Genomic DNA, 18,237 nt, shown 5'->3' on the forward strand with positions numbered 1-18,237 from the left:
TATGAGAAAAGTTAAAGATAATATATTAAATGGGTTAGTTTGGTTATCAGCCATCTTTACAATAGGAATTCTTGTAATTATTTTAGGATTCATATTTATAAAGGGTATAGGAAAAATAAATTTAACATTCTTAACAAGTAATTATTCAGCTGGTGGCGGTGGTGGAATATTGCCAATGATAGTAACAACCTTATGGACTGTTTTACTTTCCTTAGCAGTGGCTACTCCAATAGGAGTTTTGGGAGCTGTATATTTACAAGAATATGCTAAACAAGGAAAGATGGTTAAGTTTATAAGATTTGCTACTGAAAGTTTAGCAGGTATTCCTTCAATTGTTTATGGATTATTTGGAGGTATATTCTTTGTAGTAGCTTTAAAAATGGGGTATTCAATTTTAGCAGGTTCATTAACAGTATCAATAATAATTTTACCTGTAATAATTAGAACTACAGAAGAAGCTTTAAAAACTGTGCCAGAATCATATAGAGAAGCATCCTTAGGATTAGGTGCTACAAAGTTTCAAACTTTATATAAAGTAATATTACCAAGTGCAATGCCTGGAATACTTTCAGGAGTAATATTATCAATAGGACGTATAATAGGGGAATCAGCAGCTATATTACTTACTGCTGGAACTGTTGCACAAATGCCAAAAGGAATTTTTTCAAGTGCAAGAACACTTACAGTTCAAGCTTACCTTGTAACAAAGGAAAAAGGAGATATAGAAACAGCAGCGGCAGTTGGAATAGTTCTTATAGTTATAATACTAGCATTAAATATTTCAGCTAAGTTAATAGCTAAAAAATTTAATAAGGCAAACTATTAATTTAAGGTGGTATTAAGATGAGTGATAAGAAAACAAAAATTCAAGTAAGAGATTTAGATTTATTTTATGCAAGTAATCATGCGTTAAAGAAAATTAATATAGATATAAAAGAAAATGAAGTTACAGCACTAATTGGTCCTTCAGGATGTGGTAAATCAACTTTCCTTCGTACTTTAAATAGAATGAATGATTTGATTCCTATAGTTAGAATTGAAGGAGAAATACAGGTTGATGGAAAAGATATATACAAAGACGATGATGTTATAGCACTTCGTACTAAAGTAGGGATGGTATTTCAAAAGCCTAATCTTTTCCCAATGAGCATATATGACAATGTTGCTTATGGACCAAGAGTACATGGAATAAAAGATAAAAAGGTTTTAGATAAAATTGTTGAAGAGAGTTTAAGAGATGCTGCTATTTGGGATGAGGTTAAGAATAGATTAAAATCTTCTGCCTTAGGTCTTTCAGGAGGGCAGCAACAAAGAATATGTATTGCTAGGGCTATAGCTATGAATCCAGAAATAATTCTTATGGATGAGCCAACATCAGCTTTAGACCCAATATCAACATTAAAAGTAGAAGAGCTTATAAGAAAGCTTGAGGATAAATATACTATAGTAATAGTAACACATAATATGCAACAGGCGGCGCGTATATCAGATAAAACAGCATTCTTCTTAAATGGAGAGCTTGTAGAGTTTAGTGATACTAATACAATCTTTACAAATCCAAGAGATAAGAGAACAGAAGATTATATAACAGGAAGATTTGGCTAAAATTATAAGGGGTGATTAGAGTAAATGAGTATAGATGATTTAAGAATAAGTATAAAAGAATTAAAATCTGAAACTAAAGAAATGATGGAATTATGTGAATTGGCCATAGAAAAATCAGTAGATTCAATAGTTAATAAGGATTTAGAACTAGCTAGAGAAGTTATAAAAATGGATGATGATATAGATAACTTAAGAAATAAAATAATTGAAAAATCTATTGAACTTACTGCTTTAAAGCAGCCTATGGCTAAAGACTTAAGAAATGTATATGCTTTATCAACTATAGCTATGGAACTTGAGAGAGTAGGAGATTATTCAGTTAATATAGCTATGGAAACAATAAAAATAGATAATGAAGAGCATATTACAGGAATGGTAGGCATACCTAAAATGAAATCAGTTTGTTTAAATATGCTAAATGCTGCAAAAAATGCATTAGATAGTAATGAAACAAAGTTAGCTTATGATGCCGCCTTAGAGGATAATATAGTTGATGATTTATATAATGATGTTTATGTAAATTTATTAGCTGCAATGCACAAAGATTCTAATAATATAAATCAAGGGGTTAAATTAATATTTGTTGCTAGATATTTAGAGAGAATAGGTGATCATATAACTAATGTTTGTGAGAATATAGTCTATGCCATAAAAGGTGATATGACTGAACTAGGATAATAACATAAAATATAAATAAGATAAAATTTAGCTTATTAGGTCTGACTTAATTAGTATAATAATTTAAAGATATATCTATAAGTGGTATATCTTTTTTTGTTTTCAATATTGTGATAAGCTATAAAATAGGGTAGTGTTTTGGGTAAAGGAGGGACAAGAATGACAAATAAAAAAGTCCTAATAGTAGATGATGAGGAACATATTAGAGAACTTATAAAATTTAATTTAAAAAAAGAGGGATATGATACAGAAGTTGCTGTTAATGGAACTGAAGCTCTAAAGCTTATAAGAGAAATTAAGTTTGATTTAATACTTTTAGATTTAATGCTTCCAGAAATAGATGGCTTAGAAGTATGTAAAGAAATTAGAAGAAATGAAGAAACTTCAGATATTCCAGTAATGATGATTACAGCAAAGGGGGAAGAGTTTGATAAAGTATTAGGCTTAGAACTTGGAGCAGATGATTATATAACAAAGCCATTTTCAATAAGAGAACTTATGGCTAGAGTAAAAGCTTTACTTAGAAGAAGTAATGTTAAAAAAGAAGAAAATATAATTAAATTTGGTGATGTAGTAGTTAATTTTAAAACAAGAGAAGTAACAAAAGGAACTCAAAATGTAGAATTAACATTAAAGGAGTTTGAATTATTAAAGCTTCTTATAAAGAATAAGGGCAATATATTAACTAGAGAACTTTTGCTTGATAAAATTTGGGGATATGAATACATAGGTGAAACAAGAACAGTAGATGTTCATATTAGACATTTACGCAAAAAGATTGAAAGTGATGATAAAAATCCTCAATATATTCAAACTATAAGAGGAGTTGGATATAAGTTTACAAGCAATGAATAATTACAATGTAAAGGATAAACTTATAATTACTTATTAAAGTAGTATATTAAAAAATAAATTGCATATATGAAGAGCAACTTATAGGTGTAGTAAATTTAGAGCAAAAATAAGAAAAAAATAAAACCACTCAGATAATGGCAGAAATCTGAGTGGTTTATTAGCAATGAGAGTCAAATAGTAAATTTATATACATTATTTGTCAAGTTATAAACTTCCTTTAAATCCTTACCAGAAAGCAAGTGATTCATTATTATTTCTTTTGAACTATCATAAAGTTCAAAGATTTCTTGGGCTTTTTTCTCTTCTTCATATACCTTCCAATATCCACAAAGGAGGCATTTGCTCTTAGTACATTCCATAAAGCATTCTACATCCTTAACCGGAATTCCTAGAAAAATACCTAATTCATGAGGACAATGGAATGAATCATATCTATTAACTAAATGAGTTAATATTTCATCAATGCTCATAGTTAATCTATAGTCTAGTTTTTCTAAAAAATCCATGGAAGATTTTTTATATACAGTATTCATTAAATTTATTTCATCATAAATTAATACTACCTTAGAATTTACAGTTTCTCTAAGCAATATGTGCTTTAAATTAAGATCTTTTAAGAAATCTTCACCATACATATCCCAAAGCTTATATAAATTATGACCTTGCTTTGAAAGAGTAATGGTGGAAGAAGGCTTAATCCCTGTTATTACAGGAGAAATTAAATATGATATAAAGGATCTCATATATTTTTCGTTGTTAAGAGTTTCTAAGAGATTAAGGAAATCATTATTCATTTCAGCTTCTTCCACCTTTCTTTCAAATAAATTTTAAAGTGCTTTACCAGCAGCTTTACAATTTTCTATGTCTTCTCCTTCTGGAGTATTATTAACTATTAATGTATTTACTACATTTGCACCGTAGCCTTCCATTCTATCTTTCCAAGTATCCATCCATTCACCAGTTCCCCAGTCATATGAACCGAATAATAAAGTTGGTTTTCCAGATACAAGTCCTGAAATTTCTTCAACAAATGGATCCATTTCGCCTTCTTCAATAGTTTCACATCCCATAGCCGGAGAACCTAAAGCTAATACATCACATCCTTCTACATCTAGAGTAGATGCATCAGAAACATTTAAAAGTTTTACTTCTAATCCGTTTTCTTTAGCTCCTTCAGCTATTAAGTTAGCCATAGCTTCTGTATTACCAGAACCTGACCAAAAAATAATATTTAATTTTTTCATATATATCACCTCGTAAATTTAATTCTTATTATTAATGAAAATCAATTTCAATTAGTTTATGTCATTATAATACAATAGTAAGATAATAATGTCAATAGTAAATGATAATAATTTTCAATAAGTGGTGAAAATTTTTTTATGAAAAAGAATAAAGAGAAATAAAGTGTATATATTTCTTTGAAAATTAAAGGTATGGGAAATTTATAATAGATTTTTGAGGGGATTAAGGAACATAGAAAATATTTAACTTAAATTAGAGAAAATAAATACAAGTAAAATTTATTAATAGATTTAAATAAGAAAAAGAGCAGTATCAAATATTAATGATAAAACTTATAAACAGTATAAATAGAATAGAGTTATAAGTTTTATTAAAAAATATTTTGACACATGCCCTTAAATATTATTTTTTATTATTTTAATTTAAATGAACTCTTTAATGAAACTATTCTGTTGAATACTAAATTATCATCACTTGTGAAATTAGGATCAACATTGAAGTATCCATGTCTAAATAATTGATATTTATCTTGAGGTTTAGCATCTTTAGCACTTGGCTCAATGAATCCCTTACATATAGTTAATGAGTTAGGATTTATTTGCTCAAGGAAGTGCTTTCCTTCATTTTCTTCACAATCATCTAAGATTAATGGTTCATATAATCTAAATTCAGCAGGAATACAGTTATTAGCATCAACCCAGTGGATTGTTCCTTTAACTTTTCTTCCAGTAAATCCAGTTCCACTCTTAGTTTCTGGGTCATAAGTACAGTGAATTTCTGTAACTTCACCATTTTCATCTTTTATTACTTCGTTACATTTTACAAAATAAGCACCTTTTAATCTTACTTCGTTTCCTGGGAATAATCTGAAATATTTCTTTGGAGGATTTTCCATGAAATCTTCTCTTTCAATATAAACTTCTCTTGAGAATGTAACAGCTCTTTTACCAGCTGATTCATCCTTTGGATTATTTTCTATTTCAAGAATTTCTGATTCTCCCTCAGGATAGTTTGTTATAACTAATTTAAGTGGATTTATAACAGCCATAGCTCTTGGAGCAGTTTCTTGAAGATCTTCTCTTATGAAATGCTCAAGCATTTGAGAATCAACAGTAGAATCTGCCTTAGCAACTCCTATAGCTTTACAGAAGTTTCTTATTGACTTAGGAGTGTAACCTCTTCTTCTAAGTCCAGCAACAGTAGGCATTCTTGGGTCATCCCAACCATCAACTATGCCTTCATCAACTAATTGCTTTAATTTTCTTTTACTCATAACAGTGTTTGTGATATTAAGTCTTGCAAACTCAATTTGTCTTGGAACACTTTCCATTTCACATTCTTTAACGAACCAATCATATAATGGTCTGTGATCAGCAAATTCTAAAGTACAAATAGAGTGAGTTATTCCTTCAATAGCATCTTCTAATGGATGAGCAAAGTCATACATAGGGTAGATACACCATTTATCACCTGTATTATGGTGACTAGCATGAGCAATTCTATAAATTATAGGATCTCTAAAGTTTATGTTAGGTGAGCTCATATCTATTTTAGCTCTTAAAACTTTTGAACCGTCCTCAAATTCACCTTTTCTCATTCTTTCAAATAAATCTAAGTTTTCTTCAACTGATCTATTTCTATATGGACTTTCCTTACCAGGCTCAGTAAGAGTACCTCTATATTCTTTGATTTCTTCTGGAGTTAAATCACAAACATAAGCTTTACCTTTTTTAATTAAAAGTAGAGCTCTTTTATACATTTCATCAAAGTAGTTTGATGCAAAATGTAATTCGCTCCAGTTATAACCTAACCAATGAACATCTTCTTTAATAGATTCAACGTATTCCGTATCCTCTTTAGTTGGATTTGTATCATCAAATCTTAGGTTAGTTCTTCCGTTAAACTCTTTTCCTAATTCAAAGTTTAAAACTATAGACTTTGCATGACCTATATGTAAATATCCATTAGGTTCAGGTGGAAAACGAGTTATTATTGTATCATGTTTTTTGCTATCTAAATCATCTATTATTATATTTCTTATAAAGTTTGATGAGTGCTCAGCATTTGACATTGTTTATCATCCCTTTTCTCTCATTTTTATATACTCATAAATATACCATAAAAAGCAAAATCTATCCATAATATATTAAAAAAATGAGTATATAGTTTTCTAATAAAATTATATTTAATTATGTATAAAAATCATAAGTTAGATTGCTCTATATAATATTTCCAAATAAGATTAATTTTATGAAATAGAAATGAAAAAAGTTCTGCAAAGTGCAGAACTTTTAATTTATGAATAAACTTGCGTTAATTATCAATTATCTATTCATTTTTTGAGCTTTTCTTGCTTTTCTGCAAGCTGGGCATCTAACTGGATCGTTTTCAAATCCTTTTTCTTTGAAGAATTCTTGTTCTCCTACAGTGAATACGAATTCTTTTCCACAGTCTTTACAAACTAAATTTTTATCTTCCATTTCTTTTACCTCCTGTAAAATTTACTAGGTACGTTTGAGATCTATACTATAAAACTAATAAAATAAATTTTACAGGACAGAAATAAAGTACATATCTACTAAATTTTATTTTATATATTGATTATATCATATAGAAAAAAGAATACAATACTTTTTACTTCAAATATTTAAATTTCTGACGCTTAAAATAAGCTAGTGTATATATGATTATAGGGCATATAAACAGCACTATTAGAAGTATGTATTGATAGTATCTTAATAGTATAAAAAGGGTATAGGCATTCTTAGCAGCTAAGTAAGAAAAGGCATATACTATTACTGAAATTAATGCTATAAAATTACGTTTATATTTTACCCTATCTTTCCAAATTGTATACAATGAAAAAATAGTTATTAAATATTTTACAACCCAAGAAAGAGTAGAAGAAATCATTACAAAAACATTTCCATTCTCTACAAAACCACCAAAATAAATTCTTTGAGTTTGAACAAATTGAGGATAAAAAACATTTGCAGACCTCAAAGAACCTAGGGTTGATATTAGTATAACAACACACAAAGCACAAAATATAGATGTTAAAAGTATTGTGTTTATTGAGATTTTTTTTAAGTTTTTCTTATCATCTATTCTTGGAAGAATAGGTAAAACTATAGCTAAGCTTGATAAGGAGCCTAATTGAGTTAAAGCACAAAGAATATATTCTGAAATTCTTCTATCCTTAAATATAGGAAGAAGAAGTGTGTAATCTATATATCTAATGTTTAATAATGCTAATAATAAATTAATTGCAAGTACAATGCTTACGCAAACTATACATATTATAAGTATGCTATTAAATCTATTTTTACCTATTAAAAATACAGTTATTATGAAAAACAATAAACAATACCATATTGGACTTTCAGCAAAAATATTAACGTTTATAGAAGATGAGCTTACAGAAGCTGATTCTATGCACATTAAGACTAAAGTAAGTGAAAATATTAATATATAAATATTTCCTAAGGGTTTACCAAGAACTATATAGCAAGTTTCTTTAAAGTCATAATATTCTATCTTTGAGATTACACTAAAAATAAAGGAAGTTACAAAGAAAAATATAATTCCAGAGATTATAGTGAAAATCCAAGTATCTCTTCCACCTATTTTTATAAATAAGGATGTATAGTTAACCAAAGATGTACTTATGGCAGCAATGATAAAAAATATAAAATGTCTTGCAGTTAGCTTTCCCAAAGACATCACCTCATTTCTTTTATAATTTCAAATTTTAGTATTCTCAAAAAAATGAATATTAAACATAATACTAGCGGATAATATTTTTGGGTGATATATGAATGCAAAAACAATTAGATTTCTTAAAAGACAAATTAAAAGATAGTTTTGATGTTAAGTATAGGGAGGTGGATACAGCTTTAGGACCGGCCACAATTGTTTTTATGGATGTTTTATGTTCTACTCAGTTCATAAGTGAGTACATAGTAAAACCATTAACCTTAGTTAAGGATGGAATAAAAGATGAAAATGATATTATGACTAAGGTTATAGATATAAACATAACAAATTGGTCAAAGGATAAAAACGATACATTACTTCATGTATTATCAGGGGATGTAGTAATAATCTTTGATAAGTTTGATAAGGTAATTTATTGCGAAACAAAGGGTTATACAAGAAGAGGTGTTGGAATTCCAATAACAGAAGCAGTAATAAAGGGGCCTAGAGAAGGTTTTAATGAGGCCTTTGTGGATAATGTTACATTATTAAGAAGAAGGATAAAAAATCATAATTTGAAATTCGAGCCTTTATATGTAGGGGAAGATACTCAAACTGTAGTATGTATATCTTATATAAAAAATAAAGCTCCAAAGGAATTAATTGATGAAATCAGAGAAAAAATAAAAAATTTAGATTATAAGTTTATATTAGATACTAATTATATTGAGGCTAAACTTAGAGAAGATAGAACTTTATTTGATACTGTTGGATATACAGAAAAAGCAGATGAGGTAGCAGCAAAACTATTAGAAGGAAGGGTTGCAATAATAGTAGATGGAACTCCTTTTGTTCTTACAGTACCTTTCTTTTTTATAGAAAACTTTCAAACACCAGATGATTATTATTTAAATAGGTATTTTACTAGTTTTACTAGAATTTTAAGATGGATAGCATTTTTTATTGCTATGTTTTTACCAGGAATATATGTTGCATTAGTTACTCATCATTTTTCAGTTTTACCTAGTTTATTTGTCTTTAGACTAGCAGTTGCTAGGGCTGGGGTTCCATTTCCTATAGTAGCAGAGGTAATAATAATGATGTTATTATTCCAAATAATAAAAGAAGCAGGTTTAAGATTGCCTCAACCTATAGGAACATCTATGAGTTTAGTATCAGGACTTATTTTAGGAGAGGCTGCTGTGGGAGCTGGTATTGCTTCAAGAATAACTATTGTAGTAGTTGCCTTAAGTGCCGTTTGTTATTTCTTAATTCCTAAGCTTTATGGTGCAGTATCGATTTGGAGTATAGGAATAGTAATTACAGCTGCCTTTTTTGGAATTCCTGGTGTGATTTTAATAAGCGTTGTATTATTATCTCACTTAGCACATTTAAGAAGTTGTGAATATCAATACTTATTCCCACTAGGAACTTTAAATAGATATAAATTTAAAGACATTATTATGAGAGGAAGATTAGACGAAATATCAAAAGATATAGTCGGTAAGGATGGTAAAAATGAACCTAAAGAAAGTTATAGCTAGTTTACTAAGCATAATAATTATGTCAACCATGCTTATTGGTTGCTATAATTATAAGGATATAAATAGAGTTACATTTGTAACAAGCTTAATATTTGATGAAAATGAAGTGGGAAATATAGATATATATTTAGATTGTGTAAAACCTTATAGAAGTTCAAATGAAAGTTCTGATAAAGGAAGAAGAGTATTATATAAAGGTACTGGAAAAACAGTTTTAGAAGCTATTAAGGATATAAATATGTATTCTAGTAGTAAGTTAGACTTTACTCAATGCAAGGGATATATATTTACAGAGAAGGCTGCTAAAAATGGTATAAGAAAGTACATAGATATTATAAATAAAAATCAAGAATTCATGATTAGACCTTATATGTTTGTTTTATTTGGTTCTCCAGAAGAACTTTTAAATGATGTAACTGTTGATGAAGAATATTTAGGTGTTTTTATTGATGATTTAGTTCAAAGGATGAATAAAAGCCCTAGAGTTATAGCTATTGATGCTAATGATTATTTAGAGCTTAGAACTAATTATGGAAACCTACTAGTTTTAGGAGCATTAAGTATAAGAGATGATATGGAAGAAAAAAGATTAGAGTTAAGCGGAGGAGCCTTGTTAAAAAATGAGGTCTTAGTGAGAAGAATAACTGCAGAGGAAGGAATGAGCTATAATCTTTTAATGGGAGATTTAAAAAGAGGAACTCTAGAAGTTATGAACCCTCAAGACCCTAATACTTTTATAACATTAGATATATCTAATGCAAAAACAAAGACATCAATAAGTTATGATGGAGAAAATATAACTCTTTATAAGGATATAAAAGTTAAATGTTTAATTGGGGAATCACAATCAAGACTCATTGTAGATGAAAAACTTTTAAATCTTTTAGAGTTAGAAGAAGAGGCAGTAATAAAACAATACTTAGAACTTTTCTTTGAAAGCTTTAAAGAGAGTGATATAGACATTGTAAATGTTGGTAATCTTTTTTATAGAAAATATCCAGACGAGGTATTAGAAAAGGATCCTATAAGCATTACAAATTTAAAGATTAATGTTGATGTTGAAATTGATGGCACAACAATTACAGGAAATACACTTTAAATAAGTCTATATTTTAAGTAGAAATTGCTTTTAATATGCAGATTAAGAGCTAATTTAATAAATAGTTTCTTAAATTATAAATACAATCAATTTAAAAAAGCCTATGGAATATAATGTTCTATGGGCTTTAATTTTATGCTATATTTTATTTAAGGTATAAGGGCAATAATATTTATTGAAGAAGAGGGTTATTATGAATGAGAATAAACTGAGAAAATTAATAAAGAAAAATGAATATGAGAAATTAGATTTTAAATTAAAAATAGAGCTTTTTACAGAAAGTGTGAAAAAAGAACTTGCGAAGGATATATGTGCTATAGCTAATTCTAGAGGTGGAAGAGGTTATATAATAATAGGAGTTGAGGATAAAACAAAGAAAATAGTTGGTGTTGATGCAGATTATATTACTGAAGAAAGAGTTCAACAAATAGTTGCCTCAAGGATTGAACCGCCTGTTCCTATAAGTTTAGAGGAATGTTTTTTAGATGGAAAAAGATTATTGGTAATAGTAATATTTAATAGCTATCAAAAGCCTTATCAGATTAGAGAAAATGGAGCCTTTTATATAAGAAGAGGGTCAACTACAGATATTATGAGAAAACAAGAGCTTTTATCAGAATTTCAAAAAGGTATAAGCTTTAATTTAGAGACATGCCCCATAGTAAATAGTAATATAGACTTTTTAAATGAGGAATTAGTAAAAAGATATTTTTATCTAAAGGGTATTAAGATATCTAAGGAAAATAGAGAGTTTTTACTTAGTAGTAGCAATATAATTCATAAAAATAATATCTCTGGAAAATCAATGTGTACACTAGGTGGATTATTAGTTTTTTCAGATGTAAATAGTATGTATATACCACATAATATGATAAAAATAAGAAATTTATTAGGTGGAGAACAAACCTTTATAATAAGAGGAAATATTTTAGACATGATGAAAAATATGGAGAAAAAAATAAGAGAAATAGTACCTAATGAATATCCTGTAGCCTTAATAATTGATACTATAAGAAATATTTTGATATACAGAGATTACTCTCAATATAATAAGATTGTTGAGGTAGTCTTAGGAAAGAAAGAATTAACAGTATATTGTCCAGGAGAAATTGTAAAAAGATATAGGGATGGACGTATAGGATATATAAAGAGAAATATGTGGATATATGAAAAAATAATAAGCTTAGACAGTAGAGATGGGGAAATGAATTACAATTTAGGGGGAAAAGAAGTAAAGGAGAGCTTTACTAATAAGGTGAAAGTTATAACAGTTAATGAAGAAAATATAACTAAATTTATATTTAATAAATATAGAACAATAGGTTAATATTTTGAGGGTATTAGGAATATTATATATAAAGTAAGTTTTTACCTGATAAAATATTATTAAGGGGTGGTAAAGATGATTCAATTATTCTTTAACCAAAGAGGCGCTGGAAAGAGCAAAAATTTAGTTAAACTAGCTAATGAAGAAATTGAAAAGTCTAAAGGAAGTATTATTTTTATTGATAATGATAATAAAAGAATGCTTCAGTTAAATAAAAAGGTTAGACTTATACCTATGGACAATTATTGTGTAAAGAGTTATGATCAATTTTATGGATTTTTACAAGGGATAATTTCTAGAGATTATGATGTAGAAAGTATATATATTGATAGCATAGCAAATATTTTGGATGATATAAAATTAGAGGATTTAGAAAATTATTTGAAAAAAATAGAACTTATGAGCAGAGAACTTAATGTAAACGTATTTGTAACTATTCATGGAGATGTGAAAATAATGCCTGAAAATATCAAGAAATATGTGGCTTAAGCTTTAGCTAGTTTAGAAAATAAATTGTTTTATATAGATTTATGATATTTAATACTATGGGTATAATAAGAACTATAATTAAAAGTTATGGTTCTTATTTTTTTATATATTTTTAGTCAGACTTGCTTTTGGCTAGTTATTTAGATTTATCTAATTAAAAAATAGCTTTTTTTTAAAATCAATTGAGAATTAATATAATAAAGGATATACTATATACTATATGATTGCTAAATATAGCACCAGCAAGTAAGCTGGATTAGAATTTTTTTGGAGGGATAAACAAATGGCTAATGTATTAGATACGTTAATGGAACGTGGGTACATAAAACAGTTTACTCATGAAGCTGAAACAAGAGAACTTTTAGAGAAGGAAAAAGTTACTTTTTATATAGGATTTGACCCAACAGCTGATAGTTTACATGTAGGACATTTCATTGCAATGATGTTTATGGCTCATATGCAAAAGGCTGGACATAGACCAATAGCTTTAATTGGTGGAGGTACAGCTACAATTGGAGATCCAAGTGGTAAGACTGATATGAGAAAGATGATGACAAATGAGACTATAGCTCATAATGTTGCTTGTATCAAAAAGCAAATGGAGAAATTCATAGATTTTTCAGATGATAAAGCTATACTTGTTAACAATGCTGATTGGTTATTAAACCAAAACTATGTTGAATTCTTAAGAGAGGTTGGAGTTCACTTCTCAGTTAACAGAATGCTTTCAGCAGAATGTTTTAAACAAAGACTTGAAAGAGGTCTTTCATTCTTAGAATTTAACTACATGTTAATGCAAGGATATGACTTCTATGTTTTAAATAAAAAATACAACTGTAAAATGGAGCTAGGTGGAGATGACCAATGGTCAAACATGATAGCTGGTGTTGAACTTGTAAGAAAGAAATCACAAGAAAGTGCATATGCTATGACTTGCACATTATTAACTAACTCAGAAGGACAAAAAATGGGTAAAACAGTTAATGGTGCATTATGGTTAGATCCAGAGAAAACTTCTCCATACGAGTTCTACCAATACTGGAGAAATGTTAATGATGCAGACGTTGAAAAATGCTTAAAATTATTAACATTTATTCCAATGGATGAAGTTAGAAGACTTTCAAGTTTAGAAGGTTCTCAAATAAATGAAGCTAAAAAAGTTTTAGCATTTGAGGTAACTAAACTTGTACATGGTGAAGAGGAAGCTACAAAGGCAAAGCAAGCTGCTGAAGCTTTATTTGGAAAAGGTGGAGACATGAGTAATGTTCCAACTTATGAAATGGGAAAAGATAAGTTAGGTTCAGAACTTTTAGATATTTTAGTTGAAGCTGAAATAGTTCCATCAAAAGCTGAAGGAAAAAGACTTGTTAAGCAAGGTGGATTATCATTAAATGGAGAAAAAGTTGCTGATTTTAAAAAGACATTAGAAGAAGCTGACTTTGAAAATGGTGAAGTTTTAATTAAAAGAGGTAAGAAAAACTACAATAAAATAGTTTTAGCATAATTCTTTTTTAGAAGAGTGTATTAGAATATATTAGCTAATTATTATAGGTAATATATTCTATTTACACTCTTTTTATTTTTAATCTCCAGTTTTATTTCTACCACTTTGAAACTTGTATATATAATTAATAAAAGTGTATAATAAATTACTGACAAAATGTAGATTAGTTTAGATGATTTATTTTATTTACTAAAGAAAATATTTTCTCTAATAATTACATGTAAGACTAAATAGATATATGAAAGGTGATGAAATATGGCGTTATATGCTATCTCTGATTTGCATTTAGCACTTAATACAGATAAACCAATGGATATCTTTGGTGAGAAGTGGCGTAATCATCATGAGAAGATAAAAGAAAATTGGAATAATAAAATTACTGAGGAAGATACTGTTTTAATAGCAGGGGATATTTCTTGGTCAATGAAATCAGATGAAAGTAAAGATGATTTAGATTGGATAGACGCACTTCCAGGTAAAAAGATAATAATTAAAGGGAATCATGATTATTGGTGGGGAAGTATTTCTAAATTGAATAAAATGTATGAAAATACAAAGTTCATACAAAATAATTTTTTTACATATAAAGATTGGGCTATATGTGGAAGCAGAGGGTGGATTTGTGAGGGTTCTGATAAATTCACACAAAAGGATAAAAAGATTTTTGATAGGGAACAGATAAGATTAAGATTATCTTTAGAAGAAGCTAAAAAGGCAGGTCATGAAAAGATAATATGCATGGTACATTATCCACCTACAAATGAGAAATTTGAGGATTCAGCCTTTATCAATATATTTAAAGAGTTTGGTGTTGATAAAGTTATTTATGGTCATCTTCATGGTATGGCACTTAAGGGCAAGGTATTAAATGAAGAGAGAGATGGAATAGATTATAAGCTTACAAGCTGTGATTTTATAAATTTTGATCCAATAAAAATCTTAGATTAAGACATTGTTTCATGTAAAATTAAGATTTTGAAATATTTAGTTTTAATACTTTTTTTGGTATAATGAGCGAGGAGAGTTAAATAAATCTCTCTAAGAGAGTTAGGAAATAGGTGGTTCTATGGCTATACAAAATTGGAAAGACTTTTTAACTCCTTATGATCAAGCAGTAAGTGAATTAAAGGTAAAGTTAAGAAGTATTAGAAAAGAATTTAGAAGAAAAAATGAATATTCTCCAATCGAGTTTGTAACTGGAAGGGTGAAAGAGGTATCTAGTATATTAGAAAAGGCAAATAAATATAGTATTCCTGTAGATAGAATCCAATATGAGATGGAGGATATTGCAGGTATAAGAATAATGTGCCAATTTGTTGATGATATAGATACTGTTGTCAATATTATAAGGAATAGAAAAGATATGCAAGTTCTTTATGAAAAGGACTATGTTAGCAATGTAAAACCAAGTGGCTATAGAAGCTATCATGTGGTTATAAGATATCCTATAAATATGGCAGATGGACAAAAAGATATACTTGCTGAATTTCAAATAAGAACTTTAGCAATGAATTTCTGGGCTACAATAGAACATTCTTTAAATTATAAGTATAAAAAGAATCTGCCAAAGGACATACAATTTAAATTAAAACGTGCAGCTGATGCAGCATTTACTTTAGATGAAGAAATGCTTGAAATAAAAGATGAAATAAAGGATGCTCAAACTTTATTTGAGGTTAAATCAGATATTATAAGTACTATAATGAATAGTATATTAAATCTTATTTCAATAGGAAAAGTGGCTGAGGCTTCTAGATATCAAATAAGTTTAAATAAACTTATTGAAGAGGGAGAAGTTTGGGAACTTAATAATTTATTAAGAGCTGTCCAAAGAGACATAGATAAGTATAATGTATAATATTTAAATAAAAGTAGTTTTTAATGCCACCTTATTTAAAGGTGGCATTTTTATTTTTAAACTTTATTTTAAGTGAAAGTTGATTTTTATATAAATATTTAGGGGAAAATTAATTTGGTAAAGAATTTTTATTGTTTATTTTAAAATTTTGTTTTATGTCTTTATATTTAATAATAATTGTTATATAATAATAAATGTAATTTAGAAAGTTGAGAAAATTACTCAACTTTAACGGAGCAACACATTATTTGAGTTTTAAAATGATTGAGCATTTATTGAGAGAAAAATAAATTTGAGGAAGTGTAATTTATGAATGCTATGGATAATTTAGAATTAAAAAAGATTAAGGAAAATCCTTTATATATAAGAGAAATAGAAAATCCATCAGAGGAGATGCAACTAGAGGCTATTAAGAAAAATCCATTTACAATTCAATATGTTGAAAATCAATGTGAAAAATGTAAAGAGGAAGCTGTAAGAAGAAATCCAACTACTATAGAGTATGTTGAAAATCCATCAGAGGAAATATGCATATTAGCAGTAAAATCTCTATGGAATGCTTTAAAGCTTATTAAGGAACCTTCAGAAAAGGTAGTTGAAGAGGCTGTTAAAACTAAGGGGTGGGCTATACAATTTGTGAAAAATCCTTCAGAAAAGTTAAAACAAATAGCTGTTTCTAAGGATTATGATGCAATAAAATATATAGAAGATCCATCACCAAAAGTTCAGCTTATAGCTGTTAAAAATCATTGGTCAGCAATTAAATTTATAAAAAATCCTACTTTAGAAGCAATGAGAACTTCAGTTAAGGAAGATGCTGAGGCAATAAACTTCTTACCAAACTATACTTATGAAGATTTAGAAACTTTTATAGGAGACAATATAAATGTTGTTAAATATCTTTATGAAAGTATAGATGTTGATATGGTTGTTGATATACTTACAAAAAAAGTTGCAGAAGAGAATGTAGATGAAAGCTATCTTTTAGATTTTATCGATTTAGAAGTCTTAGAGATGAACAAAGTAGAATTTATCAAAGAATATGGAAGTAAAAGAGCAAAGATAATATTAGTTGATAGTATGTTATCAATATAAAAATAGAGATTTAAAAATATAAAATATAGCTTAGTTGAGAAAGTATTTTAGATTTTTCACAAGAGAGTTTATAAGGTAAGTTTCACGGAGAGATTTATAGAAAGAAGGGACACTAAAGTGGATTTTAAAGAAGCGTTAAGTACAGTTAATTTAGTTCTTATGACAGGAGAAGTACCTCTTTTAATAGGAGAAAGTGGTATAGGAAAAACTTCTTTAGCAAAGGAACTTAGTAGAATAAATAATTATCATTTGATTACTATAGATGGAAATCTTCTTAAAGAGGGAGAAATAGGTGGTCTCCCAATGGTAGAGAAGAAAGAAATCCTATTTAAAGGAGATTTAGTAAAAAGAAGTGTAACAAAATATGCTACACATGTAAAACTTATGGAAATTGATGATCATATTGAAAAGGGAGAAAAAGTTCTTTTATTTATTGATGAATTAAATAGATGTGAGCATGCAGTGCAACAAGAACTTATGAATCTTATATTAAATAGAGAGATAAATGGATATAAGTTAAATGAGGATGTATATATATTAGCAGCTATGAATCCATCAAATAAATATGATAACTATGAAGATAGTGATTATCAGGTTATTGAAATGGATCCAGCCCAAGAAGATAGATTTGTTTGGATAGATATTAGTTCAAATCTTAAAGAGTGGATGAGTTGGGCAATGGGAGATGGAAACATCCATGAACATATAATAGAGTTTTTATCAACATTCCCTGAATATTTCCACACTCCTAATTCACTAGAAACAATAAAAGCTACTCCAAGAAGCTGGGAGAGGGTTTCTAAGGCTTATAGAGTGTATTTATCAAATAAGAAGAACTTTTCTAAGGAAATATTATATAATGCTTTAAAGGGAAATGTAGGCTCAACAATAGCACAAGAATTTATAGCATATATAAGTAATCTTAATAAGCCTATTATTTCTAATGAAGAAATTTTTGAAAGTGATGTTTTAGGATTTAACATTAGAGAAAGAATAATGAGTGAAAATCATTCAAGAATGTATATAATAGCTAAGAGTGCTTTATATTATCTTGAGGGATTAAAGGATTATAATAAAGAATTAGAAGTGTTCTCAGATTTATTATCTTGTTACCCTAAGGATTTAAGACTAGGAATAATGAAGGAAATAAAAAGCGATCACTCAGAAGAATTATATAGAAATTTATTAAATGAGGATAAGTTCTTAGAAGCATTCTTTGAGATATATAGCTAGGTGGTGAAA

General features: G+C 28.1%; 18 protein-coding genes. 13 read left to right on the top strand and 5 right to left on the bottom strand.

What is annotated here, in order from left to right:
* Position 1 precedes the first annotated feature (1 nt).
* The 4 genes from pstA to CPF_RS03125 all read left to right on the top strand — a co-directional run bounded on the left by pstA (position 2) and on the right by CPF_RS03125 (position 3,138).
* Positions 2 to 826, top strand: a complete 825-nt coding sequence (gene pstA, locus CPF_RS03110; RefSeq protein WP_003460575.1) for a phosphate ABC transporter permease PstA — start codon at positions 2 to 4, stop codon at positions 824 to 826.
* 17 nt (positions 827 to 843) lie between these two features.
* The gene (gene pstB, locus CPF_RS03115) at positions 844 to 1,605 is read left to right on the top strand and encodes a phosphate ABC transporter ATP-binding protein PstB (protein ID WP_003453508.1); all 762 of its coding nucleotides are present in this window, start codon (positions 844 to 846) and stop codon (positions 1,603 to 1,605) included.
* Positions 1,606 to 1,629: 24 nt separating this feature from the next.
* Positions 1,630 to 2,283 (top strand): phosphate signaling complex protein PhoU, encoded by a 654-nt coding sequence (gene phoU / locus CPF_RS03120; protein WP_004460437.1) that lies wholly within the window; start codon positions 1,630 to 1,632, stop codon positions 2,281 to 2,283.
* A gap of 159 nt (positions 2,284 to 2,442) precedes the next feature.
* Positions 2,443 to 3,138: a response regulator transcription factor gene (locus CPF_RS03125; RefSeq protein WP_011590283.1), complete on the top strand. Its 696-nt coding sequence runs from the start codon at positions 2,443 to 2,445 to the stop codon at positions 3,136 to 3,138.
* A gap of 170 nt (positions 3,139 to 3,308) precedes the next feature.
* Here the strand turns inward: CPF_RS03125 and CPF_RS03130 are convergent, their stop codons facing one another.
* The 5 genes from CPF_RS03130 to CPF_RS03150 form a co-directional block, all read right to left on the bottom strand.
* A complete protein-coding gene (locus tag CPF_RS03130) occupies positions 3,309 to 3,932 on the bottom strand; it encodes a DUF3793 family protein (protein ID WP_003464415.1) in 624 nt (207 codons plus the stop codon).
* Positions 3,933 to 3,965: 33 nt separating this feature from the next.
* Positions 3,966 to 4,382, bottom strand: a complete 417-nt coding sequence (locus CPF_RS03135; RefSeq protein ID WP_003480361.1) for a flavodoxin — start codon at positions 4,380 to 4,382, stop codon at positions 3,966 to 3,968.
* A gap of 413 nt (positions 4,383 to 4,795) precedes the next feature.
* On the bottom strand, positions 4,796 to 6,454 hold the full coding sequence (locus CPF_RS03140) for a glutamine--tRNA ligase/YqeY domain fusion protein (protein WP_003453104.1): 1,659 nt from the start codon (positions 6,452 to 6,454) through the stop codon (positions 4,796 to 4,798).
* A 253-nt stretch (positions 6,455 to 6,707) separates the two neighbouring features.
* The gene (locus tag CPF_RS03145) at positions 6,708 to 6,863 is read right to left on the bottom strand and encodes a zinc-ribbon domain-containing protein (RefSeq protein WP_003452998.1); all 156 of its coding nucleotides are present in this window, start codon (positions 6,861 to 6,863) and stop codon (positions 6,708 to 6,710) included.
* A gap of 154 nt (positions 6,864 to 7,017) precedes the next feature.
* Positions 7,018 to 8,106, bottom strand: coding sequence for a GerAB/ArcD/ProY family transporter (locus CPF_RS03150; protein ID WP_011590284.1), 1,089 nt, complete (start codon positions 8,104 to 8,106; stop codon positions 7,018 to 7,020).
* A gap of 95 nt (positions 8,107 to 8,201) precedes the next feature.
* On the opposite strand from CPF_RS03150, the gene CPF_RS03155 reads away from it, so the two are divergent.
* From CPF_RS03155 to CPF_RS03195, 9 genes are all read left to right on the top strand, one after another.
* Positions 8,202 to 9,623 carry a spore germination protein gene (locus CPF_RS03155; RefSeq protein WP_003461569.1) on the top strand — a complete coding sequence of 474 codons (1,422 nt, stop codon included), beginning with the start codon at positions 8,202 to 8,204 and terminating at the stop codon, positions 9,621 to 9,623.
* Entirely contained in the window at positions 9,598 to 10,722 is a 1,125-nt protein-coding gene (locus CPF_RS03160) for a Ger(x)C family spore germination protein (protein WP_003460753.1), read from the top strand. The genes CPF_RS03155 and CPF_RS03160 overlap by 26 nt, the downstream gene beginning before the upstream one ends.
* Positions 10,723 to 10,915: 193 nt before the next feature.
* The gene (locus tag CPF_RS03165) at positions 10,916 to 12,049 is read left to right on the top strand and encodes an AlbA family DNA-binding domain-containing protein (RefSeq protein ID WP_011590285.1); all 1,134 of its coding nucleotides are present in this window, start codon (positions 10,916 to 10,918) and stop codon (positions 12,047 to 12,049) included.
* 75 nt (positions 12,050 to 12,124) lie between these two features.
* Positions 12,125 to 12,538: an ATP-binding protein gene (locus tag CPF_RS03170; RefSeq protein ID WP_003453091.1), complete on the top strand. Its 414-nt coding sequence runs from the start codon at positions 12,125 to 12,127 to the stop codon at positions 12,536 to 12,538.
* A 283-nt stretch (positions 12,539 to 12,821) separates the two neighbouring features.
* Positions 12,822 to 14,042, top strand: a complete 1,221-nt coding sequence (gene tyrS, locus CPF_RS03175; protein ID WP_011590286.1) for a tyrosine--tRNA ligase — start codon at positions 12,822 to 12,824, stop codon at positions 14,040 to 14,042.
* Between the two features lie 255 nt (positions 14,043 to 14,297).
* Entirely contained in the window at positions 14,298 to 14,990 is a 693-nt protein-coding gene (locus tag CPF_RS03180; protein ID WP_011590287.1) for a metallophosphoesterase, read from the top strand.
* Positions 14,991 to 15,108: 118 nt separating this feature from the next.
* On the top strand, positions 15,109 to 15,900 hold the full coding sequence (locus CPF_RS03185) for a GTP pyrophosphokinase (RefSeq protein WP_003453085.1): 792 nt from the start codon (positions 15,109 to 15,111) through the stop codon (positions 15,898 to 15,900).
* Positions 15,901 to 16,209: 309 nt separating this feature from the next.
* Positions 16,210 to 16,995, top strand: coding sequence for a hypothetical protein (locus CPF_RS03190; protein ID WP_011590288.1), 786 nt, complete (start codon positions 16,210 to 16,212; stop codon positions 16,993 to 16,995).
* 117 nt (positions 16,996 to 17,112) lie between these two features.
* On the top strand, positions 17,113 to 18,228 hold the full coding sequence (locus CPF_RS03195; protein ID WP_011590289.1) for an AAA family ATPase: 1,116 nt from the start codon (positions 17,113 to 17,115) through the stop codon (positions 18,226 to 18,228).
* The last annotated feature ends 9 nt before the right edge of the window (positions 18,229 to 18,237 follow it).

This window comes from Clostridium perfringens ATCC 13124 (assembly GCF_000013285.1).
In the GTDB taxonomy this organism is placed as follows: Bacteria; Bacillota; Clostridia; order Clostridiales; family Clostridiaceae; genus Sarcina; species Sarcina perfringens.

What these genes read in the sequence shown, in the direction of transcription:
- CPF_RS03150 (WP_011590284.1), bottom strand. Translation starts at nt 8,106, where the DNA reads ATGTCTTTGGGAAAGCTAACTGCAAGACATTTTATATTTTTTATCATT.
- CPF_RS03135 (WP_003480361.1), bottom strand. Translation starts at nt 4,382, where the DNA reads ATGAAAAAATTAAATATTATTTTTTGGTCAGGTTCTGGTAATACAGAA.
- tyrS (WP_011590286.1), top strand. Translation starts at nt 12,822, where the DNA reads ATGGCTAATGTATTAGATACGTTAATGGAACGTGGGTACATAAAACAG.
- CPF_RS03125 (WP_011590283.1), top strand. Translation starts at nt 2,443, where the DNA reads ATGACAAATAAAAAAGTCCTAATAGTAGATGATGAGGAACATATTAGA.
- CPF_RS03185 (WP_003453085.1), top strand. Translation starts at nt 15,109, where the DNA reads ATGGCTATACAAAATTGGAAAGACTTTTTAACTCCTTATGATCAAGCA.
- CPF_RS03165 (WP_011590285.1), top strand. Translation starts at nt 10,916, where the DNA reads ATGAATGAGAATAAACTGAGAAAATTAATAAAGAAAAATGAATATGAG.
- CPF_RS03145 (WP_003452998.1), bottom strand. Translation starts at nt 6,863, where the DNA reads ATGGAAGATAAAAATTTAGTTTGTAAAGACTGTGGAAAAGAATTCGTA.
- CPF_RS03140 (WP_003453104.1), bottom strand. Translation starts at nt 6,454, where the DNA reads ATGTCAAATGCTGAGCACTCATCAAACTTTATAAGAAATATAATAATA.
- CPF_RS03170 (WP_003453091.1), top strand. Translation starts at nt 12,125, where the DNA reads ATGATTCAATTATTCTTTAACCAAAGAGGCGCTGGAAAGAGCAAAAAT.
- pstB (WP_003453508.1), top strand. Translation starts at nt 844, where the DNA reads ATGAGTGATAAGAAAACAAAAATTCAAGTAAGAGATTTAGATTTATTT.
- CPF_RS03180 (WP_011590287.1), top strand. Translation starts at nt 14,298, where the DNA reads ATGGCGTTATATGCTATCTCTGATTTGCATTTAGCACTTAATACAGAT.
- CPF_RS03190 (WP_011590288.1), top strand. Translation starts at nt 16,210, where the DNA reads ATGAATGCTATGGATAATTTAGAATTAAAAAAGATTAAGGAAAATCCT.
- CPF_RS03160 (WP_003460753.1), top strand. Translation starts at nt 9,598, where the DNA reads ATGAACCTAAAGAAAGTTATAGCTAGTTTACTAAGCATAATAATTATG.
- phoU (WP_004460437.1), top strand. Translation starts at nt 1,630, where the DNA reads ATGAGTATAGATGATTTAAGAATAAGTATAAAAGAATTAAAATCTGAA.
- CPF_RS03155 (WP_003461569.1), top strand. Translation starts at nt 8,202, where the DNA reads ATGCAAAAACAATTAGATTTCTTAAAAGACAAATTAAAAGATAGTTTT.
- CPF_RS03130 (WP_003464415.1), bottom strand. Translation starts at nt 3,932, where the DNA reads ATGAATAATGATTTCCTTAATCTCTTAGAAACTCTTAACAACGAAAAA.
- pstA (WP_003460575.1), top strand. Translation starts at nt 2, where the DNA reads ATGAGAAAAGTTAAAGATAATATATTAAATGGGTTAGTTTGGTTATCA.